Source organism: Kribbella deserti (assembly GCF_042434725.1).
Taxonomy (GTDB): domain Bacteria; phylum Actinomycetota; class Actinomycetes; order Propionibacteriales; family Kribbellaceae; genus Kribbella; species Kribbella deserti.
In genome coordinates this window covers 132,642-153,278 of the sequence record NZ_JBHLTC010000011.1, presented here as the reverse complement: position 1 = coordinate 153,278, position 20,637 = coordinate 132,642, and the positions used below count along the sequence as shown (strand labels likewise).

15 protein-coding genes are annotated in these 20,637 nt (G+C 68.4%); 7 read left to right on the top strand and 8 right to left on the bottom strand.

What is annotated here, in order from left to right; genetic code table 11:
- Positions 1–395: 395 nt before the first annotated feature.
- From qcrB to ctaE, 4 genes are read right to left on the bottom strand one after another with little or no spacing between them, the layout of a single operon-like run.
- Positions 396–2,102 carry a cytochrome bc1 complex cytochrome b subunit gene (qcrB, locus tag ACFFGN_RS10155; protein ID WP_380045778.1) on the bottom strand — a complete coding sequence of 569 codons (1,707 nt, stop codon included), beginning with the start codon at positions 2,100–2,102 and terminating at the stop codon, positions 396–398.
- A 4-nt stretch (positions 2,103–2,106) separates the two neighbouring features.
- Complete coding sequence (gene qcrA / locus ACFFGN_RS10150) at positions 2,107–3,135, bottom strand: cytochrome bc1 complex Rieske iron-sulfur subunit (protein ID WP_380045776.1); 1,029 nt, start codon at positions 3,133–3,135, stop codon at positions 2,107–2,109.
- Positions 3,125–3,973 carry a cytochrome bc1 complex diheme cytochrome c subunit gene (gene qcrC / locus ACFFGN_RS10145; protein WP_380045774.1) on the bottom strand — a complete coding sequence of 283 codons (849 nt, stop codon included), beginning with the start codon at positions 3,971–3,973 and terminating at the stop codon, positions 3,125–3,127. Before qcrC ends, qcrA begins: the two co-directional genes overlap by 11 nt.
- 41 nt (positions 3,974–4,014) lie before the next feature.
- Entirely contained in the window at positions 4,015–4,728 is a 714-nt protein-coding gene (ctaE, locus tag ACFFGN_RS10140) for an aa3-type cytochrome oxidase subunit III (protein WP_446685179.1), read from the bottom strand.
- Between the two features lie 31 nt (positions 4,729–4,759).
- On the opposite strand from ctaE, the gene ACFFGN_RS10135 reads away from it, so the two are divergent.
- Genes ACFFGN_RS10135 through trpD form a run of 3 tightly spaced genes read left to right on the top strand, consistent with a single transcriptional unit; the run spans position 4,760 to position 7,193 of the window.
- Positions 4,760–5,677, top strand: a complete 918-nt coding sequence (locus ACFFGN_RS10135) for a cytochrome c oxidase assembly protein (RefSeq protein WP_380045770.1) — start codon at positions 4,760–4,762, stop codon at positions 5,675–5,677.
- A gap of 19 nt (positions 5,678–5,696) precedes the next feature.
- Entirely contained in the window at positions 5,697–6,125 is a 429-nt protein-coding gene (locus ACFFGN_RS10130) for an Rv3143 family two-component system response regulator (RefSeq protein ID WP_380045768.1), read from the top strand.
- Between the two features lie 21 nt (positions 6,126–6,146).
- Positions 6,147–7,193 (top strand): anthranilate phosphoribosyltransferase, encoded by a 1,047-nt coding sequence (gene trpD / locus ACFFGN_RS10125; RefSeq protein WP_380045766.1) that lies wholly within the window; start codon positions 6,147–6,149, stop codon positions 7,191–7,193.
- 30 nt (positions 7,194–7,223) lie between these two features.
- Here trpD and ACFFGN_RS10120 read toward each other — a convergent pair whose 3' ends face one another.
- The 4 genes from ACFFGN_RS10120 to ACFFGN_RS10105 form a co-directional block, all read right to left on the bottom strand.
- On the bottom strand, positions 7,224–7,910 hold the full coding sequence (locus tag ACFFGN_RS10120; RefSeq protein ID WP_380045764.1) for a hypothetical protein: 687 nt from the start codon (positions 7,908–7,910) through the stop codon (positions 7,224–7,226).
- A 2,896-nt stretch (positions 7,911–10,806) separates the two neighbouring features.
- On the bottom strand, positions 10,807–12,987 hold the full coding sequence (locus ACFFGN_RS10115; RefSeq protein ID WP_380045762.1) for a DUF2510 domain-containing protein: 2,181 nt from the start codon (positions 12,985–12,987) through the stop codon (positions 10,807–10,809).
- Between the two features lie 72 nt (positions 12,988–13,059).
- The gene (locus ACFFGN_RS10110) at positions 13,060–13,347 is read right to left on the bottom strand and encodes an Lrp/AsnC family transcriptional regulator (RefSeq protein WP_380045760.1); all 288 of its coding nucleotides are present in this window, start codon (positions 13,345–13,347) and stop codon (positions 13,060–13,062) included.
- A gap of 63 nt (positions 13,348–13,410) precedes the next feature.
- Positions 13,411–15,192: a DEDD exonuclease domain-containing protein gene (locus ACFFGN_RS10105; RefSeq protein WP_380045758.1), complete on the bottom strand. Its 1,782-nt coding sequence runs from the start codon at positions 15,190–15,192 to the stop codon at positions 13,411–13,413.
- Positions 15,193–15,384: 192 nt separating this feature from the next.
- On the opposite strand from ACFFGN_RS10105, the gene ACFFGN_RS10100 reads away from it, so the two are divergent.
- The 4 genes from ACFFGN_RS10100 (at position 15,385) to ACFFGN_RS10085 (ending at position 20,633) form a co-directional block, all read left to right on the top strand.
- Positions 15,385–16,692 carry an NYN domain-containing protein gene (locus ACFFGN_RS10100; RefSeq protein WP_380045756.1) on the top strand — a complete coding sequence of 436 codons (1,308 nt, stop codon included), beginning with the start codon at positions 15,385–15,387 and terminating at the stop codon, positions 16,690–16,692.
- Between the two features lie 271 nt (positions 16,693–16,963).
- Complete coding sequence (locus ACFFGN_RS10095; protein WP_380045754.1) at positions 16,964–17,245, top strand: hypothetical protein; 282 nt, start codon at positions 16,964–16,966, stop codon at positions 17,243–17,245.
- 668 nt (positions 17,246–17,913) lie between these two features.
- Entirely contained in the window at positions 17,914–18,993 is a 1,080-nt protein-coding gene (locus tag ACFFGN_RS10090; RefSeq protein WP_380045752.1) for a C40 family peptidase, read from the top strand.
- 107 nt (positions 18,994–19,100) lie between these two features.
- A complete protein-coding gene (locus ACFFGN_RS10085; protein WP_380045750.1) occupies positions 19,101–20,633 on the top strand; it encodes a gluzincin family metallopeptidase in 1,533 nt (510 codons plus the stop codon).
- The last annotated feature ends 4 nt before the right edge of the window (positions 20,634–20,637 follow it).

Genomic DNA, 20,637 nt, shown 5'->3' with positions numbered 1-20,637 from the left:
CGGGCTTTGGTGTCCCCGCTGCCGAGTTGTTTGGCCGCTACCCGGTTGCAGCCGGGCAGTCGTACAAAAAGTCGGTAGTCGGCGGTGCAGGGGCGCCCGCCCAGCCCGTGCACCGCCACTAGGCCCGTCGACCGCCCTTACCACCCGGCATCATGGCGATGAGCGCGACGCGGAGCGTGCGGGACATCCCGAAACCCGGGCAGACCTCACCCGTCCCCCTGATAGCCCGAACCGACCTGACAATTCGCAAGACTCAGGGGGACGGGTGCCCACGGTTCCACCGGCTCTCCTGTGGATCGGCCCGGACAGCGTCGATTGAGGTAGAGGGCGCCGAGCAAGGTGGTTGGGAAAGCGAAAGGCCCCGGCAAGGAGCCGGGGCCTTTCGGGGGTGCGGGTTACTTTTCGCTGCGGTTGAGGGCCGCTTGGTTTTCGCCTGCCTGGTGGGCTTGGGCCTCGTCCAGTTCGACGGTGCCGGTTGCGCCTTCGACCGTGTGGTCGTCGCCGTGGTCGTCGTGACCGTGGGCGTGGGCTTCTTCGATCTCTGTCCGCGTCGGCTTCTGTACCGCGTCCGCGAAGTAGAAGGCGGACAGCTTGGCGCGGATCTTCTGCAGGCCGCGGCGGGGGGCCGCGACGCCGTTCTCGTCGGTCTCCGGGCCGAGCTCGAGCGGCGTCTGCCGGTCGTGCGCGGTGAGGGTGTAGGCCTCGTAGGTGGAGATCGGCGCGTGGCGTTCGCTGTACGAGCCGTCGGGGGAGCGGACGATGATGCCCGTCTCGAGGCCGTGCAGCAGGCGCTCCCGGTCGGAGCGCTGCAGGGAGATCGCGATCCGGCGGGCCGCCCAGAAGGCGATGACCGGACCGAGGAAGACCGCGAAGCGCAGGAACCAGGTGACCGCGTTCAGCGAGACGCCGAAGTGGGTGGCGATCAGGTCGTTACCACCACCGATCCACAGCAGCGCGTAGAAGGTGATCATCGCGACGCCGATACCGGTCCGGGTCGGCACGTTGCGCGGCCGGTCCAGCAGGTGGTGTTCGCGCTTGTCGCCGGTGATCCACTGCTCGATGAACGGGTAGAGGGCCACGAAGGTGACGAACGCGGGCGGGATCAGCAGGGCCGGGATGATCAGGTTCCAGCTGAGCGTGATGCCCCAGAACTCGGACTCGAATCCCGGCATCAGGCGCACGGAGCCCTCCAGCCAGCCCATGTACCAGTCGGGCTGGGAGCCTGCCGTGACCTCTGCTGGGTTGTACGGCCCGTAGAGCCACAACGGGTTGATCTGGAGCAGCGCGCCCATGATGGCGGTGACGCCGAACACGACGAAGAAGAAGCCGCCCGCCTTGGCCATGTAGACCGGCATCAACGGGTAACCGACAACGTTCTTCTCGGTCCGGCCGGGGCCGGCGTACTGGGTGTGCTTGTGGTAGACGACCAGGATCAGGTGGGCCGTCACCAGCGCCAGGATCAGGCCGGGAATGAGCAGTACGTGCACGGTGAAGAACCGCGAGACGAAGTCGTCACCGGGGAACTCGCCCCCGAAGATGAAGAACGTCAGGTACGTACCGATCACCGGGCTGGCCTGGACCATGCCCTGGGTGATGCGCAGACCCGTACCGGACAGCAGGTCGTCCGGCAGGCCGTAGCCGATGAAGCCCTCGATGATGCCGAGGAACAACATGCCGAAGCCGATCACCCAGTTGAGCTCACGCGGCTTGCGGAAGGCGCCGGTGAAGAAGATCCGGAGCAGGTGCACCATCATCGACGCCACGAACAGGATCGCGGCCCAGTGGTGGATCTGCCGCATCAGCAGACCACCGCGGACGTCGAACGAGATGTCCAGCGTCGAGGCGTAGGCCTCGGACATGTGCAGGCCCTTGAGCAGGCTGTACGAGCCCTGGTACTCGACCTCGGCCATCGACGGGCGGAACCAGAAGGTGAGGAAGACGCCGGACAGCAGCAGGATGATGAAGCTGTAGAGCGCGATCTCGCCGAGCATGAAGGACCAGTGGTCGGGGAAGACCTTGCGCAGGTTCTTCTTGCCCATCTTGGCCAGTCCGAGCCGATCGTCGGCCCATTTGACCGGCGGCGGCAGTTCGTTGGAAGCCATTACCTCACCCTCGCTCGAAGAAGCTAGGTCCGACGGGTTCGGTGAAGTCGCTTTGGGCTACCAGGTAGCCGTCGGCGTCCACTCTCAACGGTAGCTGTGGCAGTGGCCGGGCGGCAGGGCCGAAGACCACCTTCGCGGCGTCGGCCAGGTCGAACGTCGACTGGTGACACGGGCACAGCACGTGGTGGGTCTGCTGCTCGTACAGCGAGATCGGGCAACCGACGTGGGTGCAGATCTTCGAGTAGCAGAGGATGCCGTCGATACCCCAGTTCTCCCGGCCGGCCGGGACCCGGATCTTCTCCGGCTCGATCCGGACCAGGATCACGGCGGCCTTGGCCTTGGCGTTCTGGTACTCGACCGCGCTCTCCTCCTGGATCTCCTGGAGGTTGGCGGGTGCGGCGTTCACCAACTGCCCGACGACCAGGTCCGACGGCTTGATCGGCCGCAGCGTGACGTCGTTCACAACCCGGATCCCGTCGGCCCAGATGGTCGTGTAGAGCTTGCGGCCGGGCAGCGGGCCGAGGTCGCGCAGCAGCACGATGGCCGGCAGGCCGAGCGCGGCCATCGCGCCGATCAGCGAGCGCCGGATCAGCTTGCGCCGGGTGAAGCCCGACTCCGCCGTACCGGTCTGGAAGGCCTCGATCACGGCGGCCTTGTCCTCGTCCGAGGAGCTGGCCGGGTGACGCATCTCGACGATCTCGTTGTCGACCATGAGCTTCTTGGCCCACTGGATCGCGCCTACGCCGATGAGGAACAACGCGAGGCCGAGCGTGAGACCCAGCACCAGGTTGTTCGCGTTACCGGTCAGCGGCCCGAAGACCAAGATGGCGTGTCGCGGAATCGCGAAGTACGCCACGCAGGCACCGAGCGTGAGCAGGGTGGCGATGCCGAACATGGCCGCGACCTGCCGCTCAGCGCGGTCTGCCGCTTTCGGATCGATGTCGGTGATGCGGTGTTCGTGCGGTTCGATGCCTGGATCGGCGATCGGGTCGGCCACCACCGTGGCCGGCAGGAACTTGTCGTCAGTGCTCATCCTTGGCCCTTACTCCCTTGGCCCCGATCCAGACGGCCACGCCGACCAGGATGCCGATTCCGACCAGCCAGCCCCACAGGCCTTCGGAGACCGGGCCGAGGCGGCCGAGTCCGAAACCGCCCGGGTCCTGCTGGTTCTCCAGCGCCTTCAGGTAGGCGATCACGTCACGCTTGTCCTGCGCGGTCAGCACCTGGTCGGAGAAGACCGGCATCTGCTGCGGACCGGTCAGCATCGCTTCGTACATGTGCTTCTCGCTGACACCCATCAGCGAGGGGGCGTAGCGGCCGTTCGGCAGCGCCCCGCCACTACCGGCGAAGTTGTGGCAGGCGGTGCAGTTGGTGCGGAACAGCGCACCACCGCGGGTCACCTGCTCGTCGGTCGCCTTGCTGACGTCGTACGCGTCGGAGTTCGGGACCGCAGGGCCGGGGCCGAGCGAGGCGACGTACGCCGCGAGGGCTTCGATCTCCTCGGGCGAGTAGACGACGTTCTTGCGCGGGACCTGGGCGCCGGTCTGCTGGGCCGGCATCCGGCCGGTACCGACCTGGAAGTCGACCGCGGCGGCGCCCACACCGATCAGGGACGGCGCGACAATGCGGCCTTCGCCGTCGGTGCTGCCTTCGGCGTTCAGGCCGTGACAGCTGGCGCAGCCGACCGCGAAGAGCTTGCGGCCCTCTTCGATCTTCTGCGACTGGGCGGCGTCGTCGGCGACGGCGGCGTTATCGGGCACCAAGGCGGTGTAGGCGGTGCCGACGGCGAGAAGGCCGAAGAGCAGCACGACCAGACCGGCCGAACGGTGTCGCCGTCGCGCGGACAAGAACCGCGCCGGTGACGATGCCATGGATTTAGCGGTCCTCTCGGCTGAGGATTTCAAATGGACTCTCACTTGAGCAGGTAAATGGTCGCGAACAGGGCGATCCACACGACGTCGACGAAGTGCCAGTAGTACGACACGACGATCGCGGAGACGGCTTGCTCGTGGGTGAACTTGCGGGCCAGGTATGTCCTGGCGAGCACGAACAGGAAGGCGATCAGACCGCCTGTCACGTGCAGACCGTGGAACCCGGTGGTCAGGTAGAAGACCGAGCCGTAGGCCGAGGAGGCAATGGTCAGGCCCTCGTGGATCAGTTCGGCGTACTCGGTGACCTGACCGGCGATGAAGACCGCGCCCATCAGGTAGGTGAGGGCGAACCACTCACGCATACCCCAGCGGCGGACGTTCAGCAGCGAGGAGGTCCGGGCGACCCGTCCGTCCTCCGCCGCGAAAACACCGAACTGACAGGTGAACGAGGACGCCACCAGGATCAGGGTGTTAATCGTGGAGAACGGAATGTTGAGCATCGCTGTGGACTGTTCCCACAACGTGTCCACTCCGGGCGCCGCCGCGGCGGTCGTCACGGATCGGATCGTGAAGTACGCCGCGAAGAGGGCGGCGAAGAACATCAGTTCGCTCGAGAGCCAGACGATCGTTCCGACACTGACCATGCTGGGACGGTCGTGATGTCCGTGTTCACGAGACGCTGGGAGTGCAGTTGCGGTGGCCACGCCGTCATTATGTCGGTCCCGCTGTCCGACAGCACGCCCACCCCCGGGCATGTCGTTGACATCACCTTTCTAGTGTGGGGGTGTGCTTCCCACTCACGCCCAGCCCGGCGACCAGATCGAGCCCTTCACGCCACGCAGTCTGCTGACCGCGTGGACCTTCGAGCCGGTGCTGCTGATCGCGATCGTGGTGGTCGGAGCCCTTTATCTGTTCGGGGTTCACCGCCTTCGCAAGCGCGGTGACTCCTGGTCGCGCGCGCGGACGTTCGCGTTTTGTGGCGTAGGTCTCGGTAGTGCGGTGATCGCGACACAGTCCGCGCTCGGCACCTACGACACGGTTCTGCTCAGCGTGCACATGGTGCAGCACATGATCCTGTCGATGCTGACGCCGTTGGCCTGCGCGCTCGGCGCGCCGGTGACGCTTGCCCTGCGCACCCTTCCGGCGCGGCTGCGTGGATGGCTGCTTTATTTACTGCACTCGCGTTTTGCGAAAATCATCTGCTTCCCGATGGTCGGCTTCGTTTTTTTCATCCTGAGCCCGTGGGTGCTGTACTTCAGCGGCTGGTACGACGCCACGTTGCGCTCGACGGTGTTGCACGACCTGCTGCACGTGCACTTCCTGGCCGTCGGCGCCCTGTTCTTCTGGCCGTTGCTCGGGCTCGATCCCGTACCGGGCCGGGTGATCTATCCGTTCCGGCTGATCTTGACCTTTCTCACACTGCCGTTCCACGCGTTCCTGGGCATCACGATCATGGGATCGGAGAAGCTGATCGCCGAAGACTGGTACACCGCTTTCGGCCGGTCCTGGCCGCCCAGCCCGATCGACGACCAGTACCTGGCGGGTGGTCTCTTGTGGGGTTCGGGGGACATCGTCGGCCTGGTCTTCTTCGCCGTGCTGTTCGTGCAATGGGTGCAGCAGTCCCAGCGCGAGGCCAAGCGGGAGGACCGTCGCCTGGACCGGCTGGACGAACAGGCCCGACGCGCTGGCCGGGCACAGCCCTGACACCGGTACGATCTGCCTCGTGACTGAGTCAACGAGTGCAGCGCGTCCGCTGAAGGTGCTGGTTTACAGCGACGACCGTTCGACCCGGGATGCCGTCCGGCTGGCCCTGGGCAAGCGGCCGGCCGCCGATCTGCCCGAGCTGGAGTACGTCGAGTGCGCCACCGAGCCGACCGTGATCAAGCACATGGACGCGGGCGGTATCGATCTGGCCATTCTCGACGGTGAGGCCGTGCCCGCCGGTGGCATGGGGATCGCCCGTCAACTCAAGGACGAGATCTTCCGCTGCCCGCCGGTGCTGGTGCTGACCGGTCGCCCGCAGGACGCGTGGCTGGCCACCTGGTCGCGGGCCGAGGCAGCCGTCTCCCACCCGCTGGACCCGGTCCGGCTGGCCGAGGTGACCGCCGGGCTCCTGCGTACCCGTCTCGCCTCTCTGCCCGCCACCACCTGAGCCGATCTGTGAGGGCCCGCCATGTCTGACGCGTCGTACACCTGGCCGCAGGTGCTGGGCCCGCTCGTCCGGGGGCAAGAGCTCGAACCGGCCGCGACCGCCTGGGCGATGGAGGAGATCCTCTCCGGCTCGGCGTCCCCGGCGCAGCTGGCCGGGTTCGTGATCGCGCTACGCACCAAGGGCGAGACAGTTGGCGAGGTCGAGGGCCTCGTCGCGACCATGCGCGCCTTCGCGACGCCGATTCAGGTTCCCGGCCGCACGCTTGACGTGGTCGGTACCGGGGGAGACCAGGCTCACACGGTCAACATCTCCACCATGTCGGCCCTGGTGGCCGCCGGGGCCGGGGCGAAGGTCCTCAAGCACGGCAACCGCGCCGCCTCGTCGGCCTGCGGTACGGCGGACGTGCTGGAGGAGCTCGGTATCCCGATGGACCTCTCGGCCGCCCAGGTGGCAGAGGTCGCCGAACGCGCGGGCATCACCTTCTGCTTCGCCCCGGCGTTCCACCCCGCGCTGCGGCATGCCGCCGTACCGCGCCGGGAGCTCGGTGTGCCGACCACGTTCAACTTCCTCGGGCCGCTGGCCAACCCCGGCAATCCGTCCGCCCAGGCCGTCGGTGTCGCAGATGGCCGCGTGGCGGGGCTGATCGCGGGCGTGCTGGCCCGGCGGGGGATCGACGCGCTGGTGTTCCACGGCGACGACGGCCTGGACGAGCTCACCACCACCACGACTTCGCAGCTCTGGTCGGTCTCGGGTGGTTCGGTCGAGGAGCCGGTGACGCTGGATCCGCGCGAACTGGGCATCGAGGCCGTTCCCGCCGAGGCGCTGCGCGGTGCCGACGCGTCGTACAACGCGAAGGTGGTGCGCGCGCTGCTCGACGGTGAGCGCGGACCGGTTCGCGACGTCGTACTGCTGAACTCGGCGGCGGCGCTCGCGGCGTACGACGCGACCACCGGCCCGATCGTGGATCGCCTGCGCGCGGGCCTCAACCGGGCGGCCGAGGCGATCGACTCCGGCGCGGCCAAGGCGGTTCTCGATCGGTGGATCACCGCCTGCGCCGAGGTGCGCTGAGCCGCTCGGGCTGCTCAGCGTTCGGGCTGGTTAGCTGAGCAGCATCTTGGTGACGCGCTGACGCCACACGGTGAGCCACTGCGGCGTGCTGCCGCACAGGTCGGCGATCGCCACCATCGCCGTACCGTCGCCCTTGTCCACGACCGTGATCGCGATGATCGCGAACGTCTCCTTGAGTTGTGGCTCGTTGATCGGCACCCGCGCGGTGATCTCGTGCGCGCGATGGCCGTTCACCATCATCGGCTTGTGCACCACGTTGGTCGGCTTGAGGTTCTGACCGTGGTACAGCCGGTTGATCAGCCGCCCGCCCACGTGCGCCGCGGCGCTGCGTAGCCCGGCGGGCGTCGGCTTGTACGCGATTTCCTTCGGGAGAGCACCGAACCCGACGTGGTTGCCAAAGTCGCTCGAGCCGTTGTACTTCGGGTGCACGGTCAGCCAGAGGCCGATACCGCCGTACAGCCCGATGCGGTTGTGGTCCTCCTTCCACGCGGAGGACATGCCCGGCATCTTGTCGCCGTTGGTCGCGACCATGAACGCGCCGACGTACTTACCGACGGGCTCGGGCGGCGGCAGCGTCTTCTCCGGCTTCGCGGACGGGCTGATCGTCTCCAACGGCTTGCCGTTTGCCGAAGGCAACGAAATCGGGGTCAGTGCGTCGGTCTTGTTCCAGATCCAGGAGACGACCAAGACCGTGGCCACCAGGGCAGCGACCAGCATGCCGAGCGCCCCGGCAAAACGAGGCGCACGCCATCCCTGTACCGCTCCACCCCTGCCGGCCACACCGTTCCCATCCCCAGGCCCACCCGGCCCGCTACCACCAGGCCCACCACCAAACCGGCCAAACCCGCCGTCACCACCGCCCGGACCGTTGCCGCTTGGTCCGCCGGGCATGCCGGGTTGCCAGGTCAGCGGTTGGCTTTGGGCCTGCTGCTGTTGCGGATGCTGCGTCGGTCCCTGAGCGAGCCCGCCACTGCCACTCGGCAGCCGAGGCCCAGGCAACCGCGGCCCCTGCGCCACCGCCGGCCGTCCACTGCCCGGCACCCCACTTTGGGACGGCGCGCCGCCCTGCGACGGCACGCCACCTTGCGAGGGCACGCCGGCCTGCGACGGGTCCGTCGGCCGTACGCCGCCTTGAGGCGCAGCCCCTGGAGCTGTGGTTGCCTGCGGGTTCACGCTCTGCGGCACATTCTGCTGCGGCCCACCCGGCCCAACCATCGGACCGGTCTGCTGCGGTGCACCCGGCGCAACTCCCGTTCCAGTGTCTTGCCCAGGTACGCCGCCCCACATCGGCTGACCGCCTGCCGCACGTGAACCCGCCTGCACCGGCCCAACGCCCTGCGCGGGCGTCCGCCCCGGGCCAATGCCTTGCCCACCCTGACCGGGCTGGACAGGCTGACCTGGTCCTACGGGCTGTACGGGTTGTCCTGGTGCTGCGGGCTGTCCCGCGTGGTCAGGCCGAACAGCCTGCCGTGGTCCCATTGGTTGACCAGGCTGGCCAAGTTGCCCGGGCTGCATCGGTGCTACAGGTCGCGTCGGATCTCCGACTTGACCGGCTCCCAGACGTTGGCCCGGCCCTGCAGGCACGCCCGGCCCTGCAGGTCCCCCTGGCCCCACGGGTTGGCCTGGTCCTACAGGTTGGGTCCGATTCGCGGGTTGGACCGGCTGGGTGGTTCCTGCGGCCTGACTCGGGTTCGCGGGCTGACCGGCAAGGGCAGACCCAGCCGCGAGTGGTCCCTGCGGAACGCCTGCGCCTCTGCCGCCCTGCGACTGGTGAGTGCCTGCGACAGGTCCGCGATGATGCCCGCCGACTGTTGCGGGCTGCCCTAGGGCCGTATTCGGAGCCACTTGAGTGGGTTGTCCCGACGTACCGGCGTTTGCTACCGCCCCCAGAGCCGGACCGCCACTTTGCCCGGCAGTTGGGGCCTGAAGCTGACCAGGCTGCCGACTCACTCCGGAGGCAGCGGTTTGACCGGGCGGGCTTGAGGACGTCCCGGGCGCCTGCTGAGGACGGTTGTCCCGAGCAAGGAACCGCGCCGGGCCCGACGCGACGACCGGAGCCGTTCCGCCATCTTGCGGCGGCTGAACCACCTGCGGCGGTTGAGCTGTCTGCGGCTCGGCGCCTACGCGCGGACCTGGGTTGCCCTGCGGACCCGGCGCCATCTGTTCGCTTGAGTGGACCTGAGTGCCGGCCTGACCCGCCTGAGGCTCCGCATCGCGTGAGGCAGCCGACGCCAACGGATCACCGGTACCCACGGCCGGACCAGCAGCCTCGACCAGGGGTGATTCGGCCTTGGGCTCGGCCGCGGGGTCGAACAACGCCTGCGGTGCGGGCGGCGGACTCTGCGCGGCGAGTGGATCATTGGCGGAGGATGCCGCCAGATTCGCCAACGAGCCGGGGTCGTACGGCGAGGTCAGCGCCTCAGCAGCCGACGACAACCCCGACGACGCCCGCTCCGCAGTCCCCGGCAAGGCGCCATCTGGACGTCGTTCGGTTGGGCTTTGAAGTGCGGAGACCGGCGCGGCGTCAGAACGTGCGGGCGTCTCGGCGGGTACGCCAGAGGCCTCGGCGCGTACGGCGGGGTCCGAGGTACTGGCGTGCCCCGACTGGCTCGTGTGCGCCAGCTGACTCGCTCGGCCTGGCTGATCCGCGGGACTCGGTTGGCCCGATGAAGACGATTCGTCTGGCTGGTTGGAGTGGTCCGGGCCGGTCGGGTCGTATGCCGGGATGGCGTGCAAGGTGGTCGTCGTATCGCCAGGCGTTGGCAGCGACGTCGGAATCGGATCGCGGATCGGGTTGTGCGCGGCGGGTGCCATCGGCGAATCGGCGCGCGAGGCGTGTTCCGGATTCGGCAGCGGGCCGCGAGGGGCCGCTTGTACGCGCGACGGATCCGCCAGGCTCTGGCGTTGCTGCGCGAGGCGCTGCCCTCGAGTCAGCACCTCCTTCCGCCGTGGCGCGGACTCCTCAACCACCGCGGGCTGGGCAGCCGCTTCAGCCAGCGAGCCTTCGGCCACCGAGCGCTCGGCCCGCGAGTCTTCGGCCCGCGAGTCTTCGGTCGCCAAGGGCGAACCAGGTGCGGTCGGCAGGTCGAGCGAGGCTGCGGCGCGCACTTCGTCGGACTGCGCGGAGGCGTCAGGTGGCGTAGTCGGAGTCGCGTCGAGTGCAGGGGCCAGCCGCAGCCGAATCGGCTCCACCGGACTCGCTGATCCCTCCGATCCGGAGACGAACGCCTCAGTCCCGGCAGACCCAGCGCCAACAGACTCGGTGTCGGGAGACCCGGCGCCGACGGACTCGGCCGCCGCGGAGCTAACGACCGCAGACTCAGCGGCCGCCGTGGAGGGCGTCGCAGAGGCGGAGGACGCCGTAATGGGGGAGTCCGGATGGGTGGGGACGGGGGTGGGCGTGGAGGCGGTGGGGCGGGGGGCGCCGGGTAAGGGGGCGCTGTGACGGGCGGTGGGGCGTGGTGTGGTCGGAGGCGCGGTTGCTGGTGGCTCTTTGGTCGGCAGTCGCTCGGGACCGGGCGCGCGGTGTGCCGGCGCGCGACGGCCTTCCTCGACCGGCCGGACGGGCGGTTCCGGCGGCGGATCGGGTAACTCAGGCACGATTTCCGAGTGCTCAGCCAACGTTGACCGCCTTGTAAACAAGGTTTTCAAACACCTTGAGGTCGTTCCGGTTGGTCGGGATGTCGCTCACATAAGCGACCGCGGTGCCGTCCCCGAGGTCGAACACGGCCACGGTGAGCAGCAGAGTCGGCGAGGTCAGCTTGGGGTTCGACGCGGTGATGGTCTGCTGGACGAACCAGCCCTGCTTGCCGGTCCGGGTCAGCGGGCCGGTACGGATGACCTTCGCGGTCCGCGGCACCTCGCCGTACAGGCTGCTGCGCAGTTGCAGCGCGAGGTCCGAGGCGCTCGCTTGCGGGTCGCCGTTGAAGAGTACGGCGGTGCTGAGGGAGCCGACGAAGATGTTCGCGTACCAGTCGTTGGTGCCGTCGAACTTGCTCTGCAACAGCACTCGCTGGCCGTTGGAGTTCTCCACCTGCTGGACGAACCGGAGCCGGTCGGACCACGGCGGACGCAGTCGCGGGAACGAGATCGCGTTCGAGGCGATCCGGTTGCCCCGGTGCAGCACGGGATTGCGGGAATCCCCAGGCGGAACCGTCTCGCCGTTGGTCGGCGTAGCGGTCGGGGTGGTCGCGGACGTGTCAGGGGTCGTCGAGGCGCCCGGCGGGTTCGCGCTGGGCTTGTCGTCCCGGCCGGCGATGAACCAAACACCCACGGCGATCACGAGTACCGCCACCACGGCTGCGGCCAGCACGGGGACGAGCGGGAAGCCCTTGCTCTTGGACCGGTCCGGACGCTGGAAAGGCGGCGACAACGGTGGCAAGGGCTGCTGGATCGGCGGAGCCGGCTGGGTGGGCTGCACCGAGATCTGCCCGACGAACTGGTCTCCGCCGACTCCCTGGTTCCAAGGGGTCGAAGCGCCTTGGGTGGCCGCGTCGCTGCTTGTAGAGGCTGCACTTTGGGTGGCGGCGCCTTGGTTCCACGGCGTGCTTGAGTCGGTTGTAGGTGACCAAGGCTGTGTGCCGGTCGTAGACGTGCCGACGGAGCTGAGGCCGGCTTGGCCTGTTCCAGAGTCTGGATCAGCCTTGGGCCAGGTAGTCGCGCTAGAAGTTGTTGCCGTTCCACTGGCGTTCGCATCGCTGCGAGGCGTCGAGTCGTCGGTTGCCGGCGCTGGAACGGTCCAAGCAGAGGCAACGCCGCCAGACCACGGCGACGGTTTCTTCACCTCGGACCGGGCCGACTCCTTGGAGTCCTCTGCGGCCTTCTCTTCCTCGGCACGGGCAGCACTGGCCGCCGACTTCGCGCCGAGTGCCGTCACGCTCGCGAGGCCCTGGTCGCCGCTGCTTGCCGCGTCCGGCGTGGCCTTCGTCTCGTTCGGGAGTTCCGGTACGGCGGTGCCATCGGTGGTCGCGCTCGGACCGGCCTTCGCGTCGTCGGCCTCAGTACGGCGGGTCTCCGTCGACTCAGGTTGAGCCGTCTTGGCCTCAACCCGCTCGGGCTGGGTGGTTTCGGCCTCGGTTGGTTCAGGCTGAACCGACGTGGGCAGGGCTGGTTCGGCCTTCGGCTGATCCGGCTCAACGGTCTTGGGCTGGGTCGGCTCGGTTTTGGCGGCGGCAGCGTCGTCCGCCTTGGGTTCATGCGCCTTCGGCTGAGTGGTCTCGGGCTTAACGGCCTTCGGTTGCGGCGGCTCCGGATCGGCCTTCGGGTGATCGGCCTTGGTGGTGTCAGCAGCTGTTTCAGCGGTCTTCGGCTGGGTCGCCGCCGGGCTCGGCTTGGACTCGGTATCAGCGGCGGTCTTGCCCCCGCCCGAATCAGCCTTGGCCTCGGTCTTCTTCGCGTCAGCGTTGTCCGTCGAGGCCTGGGCCGATGATCCAGCCTGCGCACCGGCCGACGTGCCGCTTGTCACACCCGAACCGCTCGAACCCGCGCCGCCGTTCGAACCCGAGCCGGCCGTCGTACCACCCGTGCTGGTAGGCGTCTTGCCGCCCAAGCCCGTCGCCGTACCGCCCTTGGTGGTCGACGTACCGGCTGAGGTGGACTTGGCAGCGGTGGACCCACCGGTGGCCTTGGTGGACCCGGCTTTGCTCTTGGTGGACTTGGCGGTTGGTGCGGCCGGGGTACCGCCGGCGGCGTCCTCTTTCTCCGTCTTATTGGTCCACTGCGTCCCGTTCCACCAGCGAATGGTGTTCGGCTGCCCGGTGGGATCCGGGTACCAACCGGCGGGGGGATTGCTCATAGGTTCACCGTATCCAAGGCTCGTGTCAGGCGTTGGCCTCTTGCGGGCCGGGGCGGGCCCGCCTGAAATGCATCAGATCCCGTCGTCCGCACCGAGGCTGAAGGCGGCCTCGAGGTCGTGGGTCGAGTACGTGCGGAACGCGATGTGCGTCTCGGTGCTGAGCACCCCGGGCACCCGGTTGACGTGGTCGGGAATGACCGTCGCCAGGTCGTCGTGGTGGGCGACGCGGATCATCGCGATCAGGTCGAGTGAACCGGTCACGGAGTAGACCTCGGAGACACCCTCGATGGCGGCCACACGTTCGGCGACCTCGGGGATCCTCGCCACGTCGGCCTTGATGAACACGATCGCGGTGACCATGTCGTCCTCTCGTCCGGTTTGCTTTCGCGCTGAGCATAGGCGCAACCGCCCTCGCCTGACCCATCATGGCCCGACCGGGCGCAGCGCACGCCGTCGTTCGCCCGGTTCGGAATGATCGGCTCCGGCTCGGGCGTTGTCCAGTCGGCGCAGGTGCCGCCCGGCTCCGGCGATCGGGCTGGTCCACTCGCCGTCCAGTTCCACCAGGCGGACTCCAGGTGATTCCAGCCATCGCAGCACCAGTTCGATCTCCTCCGGCGACGCTGATGCCGCGGGCCCGATCCCGGGCAGCACGGTCTCGGCCGAGGCCTGCAGCATCTCCAGATGACGGCGTGGATGGGTCCCCACTGGGCTCACCCCGGCCGCGGCCAGCCGTCCCCGGCGGATCACGTGCAGCTCCCAGCCGCCGTCATCCAGCCTGCGGGCTGCGCACAGCTCCGGACAGCTCGTGATCGAGGCCATTCGTTGCATCCGCGCGCTGCCCCGCACAAACGAGCTGAGCCGGTCTCGATGCACGGCGGCATCCTCGAACCGTTCCTCCGCCGCGAGCAGGTCGATCCGCGTGGTCAAGGCGTTCACGACCGGAGTCGGGTCGACCGCGAGAGCCGCTCGCAAGGCGGTCACAAATTCGCCGTACGCCTCGACGTCGATCCGGCCGTCGCACGGCGCGAGGCAGCGGCCCATCTCGGCGAGCACGCAAATGCTGCTCTTGGGTTGCCGGGACAGCCGTTGGGTGCACTGGCGTATGGGAAAGGTCTCGTGCAGCGCGGCCATCGCCCGCTCGGCCGTCTGCTTGCGACCGAAGGGGCCGAGATACCCCGCGCCGTCGTCGCGAATCTCCTTCACCAGGGAGAGCCGGGGGAATGGCTCGACCGTCACCTTCAGCCAATGCTGTCGCTCGGGGAACCGGGATTTCCGGTTGTAGCGAGGTTTGTGCTGGGCGATCAGCCGCAATTCCCGCACTTCGGCCTCCAGCGGAGTGGCGCACTCGATCCCACGCACCGCCGTGGCGAGGCCGATCATCTCGCCCATCCTGGTGCGGGTCTCGGAGGCGGTGAAGTAGTTCCGGACGCGCGTGCGCAGGTCCTTCGACTTGCCGACGTACAGCACTTCGCCGCGGTCGTCGGTGAAGAGGTACACGCCAGGAGCGTGCGGTAACGGCTCTGCGAGATGGCGCTTGGACCGTTGCGCCGTACTCACCCGGGACGAGAATGTCTGCAGGTCCTCCAGCGTCTGCACCCCGAGCGAGCCGACCCGTTCGAACAATCCATGCAGTACGTCGACGGTGGCACGGGCATCGGACAGCGCGCGGTGGTTCGGAGTGGTGCCGGCGCGGAAGAACCGAGCCAGCGTGCCGAGTTTGCAGTTCGGGGTTTCGTCGCGGGTGAGCGCCCGCCGCGCCAGCAGGGCGGTGTCCACCACGATGAAATCGGGCCAGTCGAAACCGTGCTCCTTGGCCTCATGCCGCAGGAAGCCGACGTCGAACGGCGCGTTGTGCGCCACCAGCACACAGCCCTGGGCGAACTCCAGGAACGCGGGCAGCACTGAGCCGATCCGTGGCGAGGTCGCGACCATCGCGTTGGTGATACCGGTGAGCACGGCAACAAACGGCGGAATCGGCCCGTGGGGATTCACCAGCGTCTGGAACTCGCCGAGGATCTCGCCGCAGCGGACCTTGACCGCACCCACCTCGGTGATTCCGGACTCACCGGGCGCGCCGCCGGTGGTCTCCAGGTCGACCACGCAGAACGTCACGTCGCGCAGCGGAGTGCCGAGCTCATCGAAGCTCGTCTGCACGCCGCGGATCCGGGTCTGTGCACCGTTGGTGGCTGCGCCGGGAGTGGTCATGGCCAGGACCGTAGAGGGCCCCACCGACAATCTTCGCGAGACCCGAGCCAGGACCGACTAGGCTCTCTGCATGGGTACACGCGTGTTCACCGCTCGATCGGCCCGGCCGCAAGGCCGTCCGCCGTGTCGCGCTGCCCGCGTCGTGCCCAGGGGGAACCACCGCTGGGGGACCCACGGCTGGCACGAGGCATGGTGTCCGAGGTAGCGGCCGACGCCGGGTCCAACGCCACGATTCTCCCCGAACCGGTCCGCCAGCGCGTGCTGGCGCTGGCCGCGCAGGCGCTCGGCGCGATGCCGGCCACGGATATCCCCGCGCCCTTGCGACGGTTCGCGAGTTTCGCCCCGGCCAAACGAGCCAAGCTGTCCGCGTCGGTGCTCGGGCCGATCCTGGACACCGACGAGCGCTTCCGCCGCTTGGTCGCGATCGAGGTGCGTCGCGAGCATCCGGAACTCGGTGACGCCGTCGCGGACGCCGTACCGACGCCTGCCGCCGACCCGGCCGAGGTGGCCGCGTTGGCGTACTTGATTCGTCCCGAGGACTGGCAGGCCCGGGTGGCAGAGGCCGCCCAAGTGCCCAAGGCCGCGCCGAAGGCCGATGACGAGGCCATCGCGCGTCTGGGCGAGCAACTCGACCAAGCGCGTACGGAGACCCGCCAGATCCGCGAGCGCCTCCGGGAACAACTGGCCGAGGTAAAGGCCGAGAACGTCACACTCCGCCGGAAGCTCAACGAGGCCCGTCAACGCATCGCAGGCCTCCAGTCGGACCTGGCGGATCGGACCGCCGCAGCCGACACCGCCGACGAACGGGTGGACGCTGCCCGGGCGGAGTCCGAGCGAGAGCTACGGAAGCTCCGGGCCCGGATTACGGAGCTCGAGGCGGTTGAGCATGCTGCACGCCGTACGGCGGGCCAGGAGCGGGAATTCGCGTCCGTGCGGACAAGGCTCTTGCTCGACACGGTTATCGAGGCTGCGAGCGGTCTACGCCGAGAACTGGCTCTGCCCCCTGGGGGAGACCTGCGCCCAGCTGACACGGTCGCGGGGGTCGAACCGTCTGCAGAGCCTGTAGGCCGTTCCGCGCCGGACGACGATCCCAGCCTGCTGGACGAGTTGCTCGCGCTACCGCAGGTGCATCTTGTTGTGGACGGCTATAACGTCACGAAGACAGCCTGGCCGAGTGCTCCGCTCCATTCACAGCGGCAGCGTCTGCTGACGGCGCTAGGGGCGTTGGTGGCGCAGCGGCGGATCGAGGTGACGGCCGTGTTCGACGGTGCCACTTTGTCGGGTCCGGTGCAGCTCAACGCGCCTCGGGGGGTGCGGATCCGCTTCAGCCCGGCGGGGGTGACGGCGGATGAGGTGATCCGGCAACTGGTTCGCGCCGAACCACCGGGCCGGCCGGTCGTGGTCGTGTCCAGCGATCGCGAAGTGGCCGACAGCATCGTCGCCATGGGCGCCCGCGCCCTCGCCGCCAGCACCCTCATCACCCGCCTCGCCCGCGGCTGACCCCTCCGCCTCGCCCGCGGCTGGCCCTTCCCGCCTGAACCGACGTCCTCGGCGGTTGGCCTTCGCGCCGGCGGCTCACCTTTCGCCGGCGGTGGCTTTGGGCTCGCCAAAGTCGGTCTCCAGGAGACCGACTTTGGCGACCGTGCGGAAGGGGGTGATCACGGTGCGTGGGAGCGGCCGGGGATCGCGGCGATCAAAAATTGTCGGTGGCGGTCTCTAGCGTCCTTCTCAACCGGATGCAAGTCCGGTTCTTCCCACCTTGGAGGACGACGTGTTGATCGACTGCGACGCCTGTGTGATGAGAGGCCCGGACTGCCGGGACTGCGTGGTCAGTGTGGTGCTCAGCCTGCACGCCGAGCGGCACCAGAACCTGGTCGTCGACGACGAGGAGCTCGCTGCCCTCGACGCGCTGGCCGAGTCCGGCCTGGTGCCGCCCCTGCGGCTGGTGCACGCCGTGGACAACCCGCTGGAGTACGGCGACGGGCCGGACCAGGGCTCAACCCACCGACCAGGCCCAACCCCCGGGCAAGGCCCGGCCCGCCGGCAAGCCTGATTATCGGCCCGCGCGACCTTCGTACAAGCTTTCGCTGGTCTGCGCGATCCTCGAGCAACCTTTCGTGCGGCCACACGCGTATATAGGCCGGGAGTCGGCGAGGAGCCGGTGGTGAGGCCCCGGTCGGCCAAAGCTGCCGGGAAGTTGCCGGAGTACTTCCTGTTACCCGACGGACCCGCCACATAGCCTCATGACCGAGGCCAGGCGGACAACGATCGGGCGTGATCGAGCCGGCCAGGGCCTGGCAGAAGGAGTGTGACAAAAGTGCCCTCAACCAACCAGAACGACTGGAGCTGGTGCTCCGCCTCCTGACCGCGAGACGGCCACCCGCGACGATCGAGCGGGCCGCGCGCTGACGGCCAACGCGCGCCGTGCTGTGTGGGGTTGTTTGCCGGGTGCAACCACTGCGGAGCCGGACGGGCCACTGGACCAGGGGATCGGCGCGGTTATGGGTGGCTGCGTGCCGGGGAAAGGGGTGGGCGGGAGTTTGTACTGGCATGGGTGGGTTGACGTTAAGTTTCCATCAAACCAGGGGGGCGAATTGCACCGGTCACGAATCGGTTACTACTGTTACCACTCGTTACCCGCTGGCGCCGCCCCATTTCCGGAGCGGCCGGGTAGCGACGCCGATGTTGGGCCACCGAGCGGTGGTGGCCTACGGGGACGGCATGAGTCGGAAGGGAACCTACCGGGCTGTGTCCACCGGCCGCACGTACCGCACCAGAGGTCTCGCCCTCGCTGCAATCACCAGCACTGCGCTGATCGGAGTTCTGCTCGTGCCGGGATCGGCTGCCGCCGACCCGAAGCCGACACTTGAGCAGGCTCGCGCTCAGGTCGCCGCGCTGCAGGAGAAGTCCGAAGTGGCCGGAGAGGCCGCGAACGACCTGCGCGACGACATCAAGGCGGCGACCCGCAAGGTCAAGGCGATCTCCGCGGGCATCAAGAAGCAGCAGGCCCAGGTCAACAGCATCAAGCTGCAGATCGGCGCGCTCGCGGTCGCTGGCTACCAGCAGACCGGCATGACCACGACTGCTCAGCTGTTGCTGTCCGATGACCCGGACCAGTTCCTCAGCCAGGCCTCCACGGCGCAGGCCTTCGCGGGCCAGCAGTCCGCCACGCTGCGCCGCTTCCAGAGCGCGCAGGGCAAGCTGGCCGATCTGCAGGCCGGCGAGCGCACCGAACTCGCCGCGCTGCAGGCCATCCAGTCCAAGCAGGACCAGCTCAAGGCGCAGGCCGACAAGGCCTTGGCCGACGCCGAGCAGGTTGTCGCCCGGCTCGACAAGAGCGCGCGGGACAAGCTTGCAGCCGAGGAGCGCGAGGAAGCGCGCAAGCTCCGCGAGGAGCGCGCCAACCGCAGCAACAACCGGATGGAAGAGGAGATCGACGTTCCGATCTCGGAGCGCGCGAAGATCGCCGTCGAATACGCGCTGGACCAGCTCGGCGATCGCTACGTCTGGGGCGCCGACGGACCGAGCTCGTTCGACTGCTCGGGTCTGACCATGGCGGCCTGGGGCAAGGCAGGCGTTTCGCTGTCGCACTCGTCCCGTGCGCAGATCGGTGAGGGCCGCCGGGTCAAGCGCAGCGCGCTGATGCCGGGTGACCTCGTCTTCTACGGCAGCCCGATTCACCACGTCGGCATGTACATCGGCAACGGCAAGATGGTGCACGCGCCCCGTCCGGGCAAGCCGGTCGCAATCAACCCGATCGACTACATGAGCGGCTACGTCGGCGCCAGCCGTCCGGGCTGAGCCGCCGCGTACGGCTAGGAATTGCGTGTGATCGGCTCCGGGGCAATGCCCCGGAGCCGAGTCGTTTGCCCGACCAACGGCGATCACTGTCCGGAGGACGCTTTACAGTGACCGAAGTGATCGACGAGCAGGACGGACCGGACAAGGCCCGGCCGTCCCCGGCCGGGTCTGGCTCTGTCACGCCTAATCCGCGCCTCGCTGACCCCAAGAACCTCGAGCCCAAGCACCCAGACCACGCACGCCCGAACCACGAGCGTCCCCAGCACGGGGCGGCTCAGCATGCGGCTGGGGCGCATCAGCCTGAGCACGCGCAGCCCCGGACGGCCGGGCAGTTGTCCCGGCGCGCCGTGCTCGGTCTGGCGGTAGGCCTCGCCGCGAGCGCGGGCTACCTCGGCATCCGCCAAATCGGCGACGACCCGAATACCGGTACGGCCGGCCCCACCCCGTCCAGCACTCCCTCCACCCCGGACGAGGCGGCTGAAGGCGTACGACGCGCCTCGCTCGGCGGCGCCGTACTCCAGCAGTTGGCGGATGCCGTCGGCAACGGTGATCGCGCCGGTTTCCTGGCCGCGGTCGACCCGCGCTCGACCGGATTCCGCGATGAGGCGCGCACGGTCTACAACAACCTGCGGGATCTACCGCTCGCCGTCTTCCGGATGCGGTACGTCAGCGACGACCCAGGCGCGATCGAACCGGACCGCCTGCAGGCCCTCGGTGCCACCGAGGCGTGGCTGGCCCAGGTGGAGGTGACCTGGCAGCTCAAGGACTTCGACGCCAAACCCGCGCGGGCGATTCTGCCGGTGACGATGGTGGCGCGCGGTTCGGAGACTTACGCCGCGTCGTTCTCGGAGCGGTTCGTCAGCGGTCAGCGCCGGCCGATCTGGGCGCTGGGGGAGCTGCACCTGCTCGATGGGGACCACAGTCTGGTGGTCAGCCTGCATCAGAACGCCGACCTCAAGGCCTACACGAAGCTGGTCGACCAGGCCGTCGACTCGGTGACCGAGGTCTGGGGCCGGAAGTGGCGGCGGAAGACCGTGCTCTACCTGCCGGCCAAACAGAACCAGATGGAGCAACTGCTCGGCGCCCAGCCGAACACGTACGGGCAGATCGCCGCCGTCACGATGGCCGAGCTGGATCAGCCCCAGCCGAACGCGCCCGTCCGCGTCGTCGCGAACCCGAAACTCTTCGGCGAGCTGGGTCGTCAGGGCCGCCGGATCGTGCTCACCCACGAGACCACGCACATCGCCTCGAACGCGACCGCCTCGCCGGTTCCATTGTGGCTTGCGGAGGGTTTCGCGGACTACGTGGCGTTCACCGCGGTCGACGTACGGACGGACTCGGCGGCTGCCGAACTCTTCAAGGCCGTTCGAGCGGGCAAGGGACCCAAGGGCCTTCCCGCGCCGGAGATGTTCGCAGCGTCGTCTGCGGAGCTTCCGATCGCGTATGAGTCCAGCTGGCTCGCTTGCCGGCTTATCGCGGAGACAGAAGGCCAAGCGAAGCTAGTCCAGTTCTACCGGGCAGTGCATGCCTCGAAGGGCCAAGACGGCATAGTGAAGGCCTTCCGGGATGTACTCGGTACCACCGAGCAGGAGTTCGTGCAGGACTGGCAGCGCTACCTGCAGCGTCTAGCTGGTGCGTAACCCG